Genomic DNA, 2,231 nt, shown 5'->3' with positions numbered 1-2,231 from the left:
GCTGAAACACTCCTGGCAATTGGCCGACTGGAAAAACCGCGCCCGAAAGGAACAGCATGGGTGTGATGACAAGCGTCTGATAGAAAATAAAATAGTGATAACTGGGCGCGAGCGCGATGACGAGCATGGCCAGGCTCGCAAAGGCGAATCCGGTGAGAGCGACGACCGGTAGCACGTAGAGAACCGACGTCCACGCGGCATAACCTAGCGCGGCCGCAACAATCGCAATTGTCGTACCGGCCAGAAAAGCCTTTGTGGCTGCCCAGGTCAATTCACCGAGAACGATGTCGCCGAGGGTAAGTTGTGTGTGCAGGATTGCTTCCCAAGTGCCCTGATCGCGCATTCGACCGAAAACCGCGTAAATTGTTTCGAAGGTTGATGCTGTCATCGCGCTCGTCGCAACCATGCCGGCTGCCAGAAAGGCGATGTAGGATGCACCTTCGATGCGGCCTACCAACAGTCCAAGGCCAGTGCCGAGCCCGAAAAGGTAAATCATCGGATCAGCAAGGGTGCCGAGCATTGAAGCAAATGCCACCTTCTTCCATGCCAGATGATTGCGGCGCCACACCGCCATCCAGTTCCAGGCGTTGGCGGGTAGAGCGGCCGCAAAACGTTCACCCATTGCTCACTTCTCCATCTCACGTCCGGTTAACCGCAAGAAAACGTCCTCCAGACTGGGTGGACGCTCTAGAATACGCAGACCCGCTCGACCGCGAAGCTGGATGCGCACATCCTCCGGCTCAGGCGCATAGCAAAAGAGCGTCTCGCCGCTTACCTCGACACGCTGAACGTACGGTCTGATCAGCGAAATCAGCTCCTGTGGATTACCGCCGAAGATCTCGATCACGTTGCACCCAATGTACTCGTCGATCAGCGCATGAGGACTGCCCTCGGCGATCTTGCGTCCCCGCTCGAGAACACACAGCCGATCACAAAGCCGCTCAGCCTCTTCCATGAAATGGGTGGTCAAAATGATCGTTTTTCCGCTCGCCAGCAGGAAACGAAGTCGCTCCCAGATCAGATGGCGGGCATGCGGGTCGAGGCCGGTCGTGGGCTCATCCATCACAAGCAACTGGGGGTCGTTGATCAGAGCACGTGCCAGCGTCAGGCGCCGCTTCATCCCGCCGGATAGCAGGCCGACACGTGAATCCGCCTTGCTCTCAAGGCGAGCGAACTCGAGCAGCCGTGGGATGACGGCGTTGATCTCTCTTGTACTCATGCCGAAGTAGCGCCCGAACACCAACAGGTTCTCACGTACCGTAAATTCCAGGTCGAGATTGTCGAACTGCGGGACCACGCCTATGCCCTTGCGGGCCAAGCGGCTGCGTGCCGGCACTGGTAGACCGAGGACTGTTATATCACCCGCGTCAGGCCGGGTCATACCGAGGAGCATACGCGCAATCGTGCTCTTGCCTGCGCCGTTAGGCCCCAGCAGACCGAAGCACTCTCCCGATGCAACGGTGAAGGACAGCCCGTCCACAACGAGCTTGTTTCCGAATAATTTGGTTACGCCGGTAAGGTCGATTGCTACATTGGACATGCGTCTATCTCAAGCGGAATGAGTCCGATTGGCCACCGGCAGCTTACTTGCGAATTCTGGTTCAGAGCAGGCCACCGCCTTGAGATGACACCTTTGGAAAGTCGCGGCCGGAGCGACGTGTGTATCGCTTCCGCCAAAGAATAACGTCAAGATGCCACGTGTCGCTTCCACATAGTCCCCGTTCTGACCATAGGTAACTCGACAAGCTTCACCCCGTGTCGACTGACACAACTTACTCGGTCACTCGGCGCTGCAAGGCCGTCAGACTTCACTAGCTGTGAGCGAAAGATCTGCAGTATGAAGTGACTCCGCAATTCCAGAATTGCCCGCAGCATTTGCTCCGCCAAGCGGCATCGCGCTTGTGATTTCCTTTGTGCTGCTGTTGGGCAGGGGAACACTTTTACGCGACAGCCAATCGCTATTGCTCAATGTACACAGGGCGTAAGCCTTCAAGGGGATCAACAGGAATATCCTGATTAACGCGTGCATTGAATAGCCGATGAATCGAAGCTGCCGAGTGCGGAAAGATAACACCGTAGATCTGATTATGGTCATCGTGACAATAGCCAGCACCGTCCACCAATTTACTGTATGTGAAAATAGTAACTCACCGAGCGCCGTTACTACCGCGATGCCGAGCAACAATGGGCCGAGATTCTCTCCCATCACATCCAAAGTTAGATAGCGATCC

The 2,231-nt window shown here is 56.1% G+C and carries 2 protein-coding genes and 1 pseudogene; all 3 read right to left on the bottom strand.

Annotated elements, in window-relative coordinates; all coding sequences use genetic code 11:
- On the bottom strand, positions 1-622 hold a 622-nt coding region (locus EN935_RS31855; protein WP_127374010.1), incomplete at its 3' end, for an ABC transporter permease.
- Positions 623-625: 3 nt separating this feature from the next.
- The gene (nodI, locus tag EN935_RS31850) at positions 626-1,540 is read right to left on the bottom strand and encodes a nodulation factor ABC transporter ATP-binding protein NodI (protein WP_024505873.1); all 915 of its coding nucleotides are present in this window, start codon (positions 1,538-1,540) and stop codon (positions 626-628) included.
- 261 nt (positions 1,541-1,801) lie between these two features.
- Positions 1,802-2,231, bottom strand: a pseudogene (locus tag EN935_RS31845) (chitooligosaccharide synthase NodC); the annotation flags it as partial.

Source organism: Mesorhizobium sp. M7D.F.Ca.US.004.03.1.1 (assembly GCF_003998635.1).
GTDB classification, from domain to species: Bacteria; Pseudomonadota; Alphaproteobacteria; order Rhizobiales; family Rhizobiaceae; genus Mesorhizobium; species Mesorhizobium loti.
The sequence above is the reverse complement of the archived record's forward strand: the minus strand, read 5'-3'. Positions and strand labels throughout refer to the sequence as shown.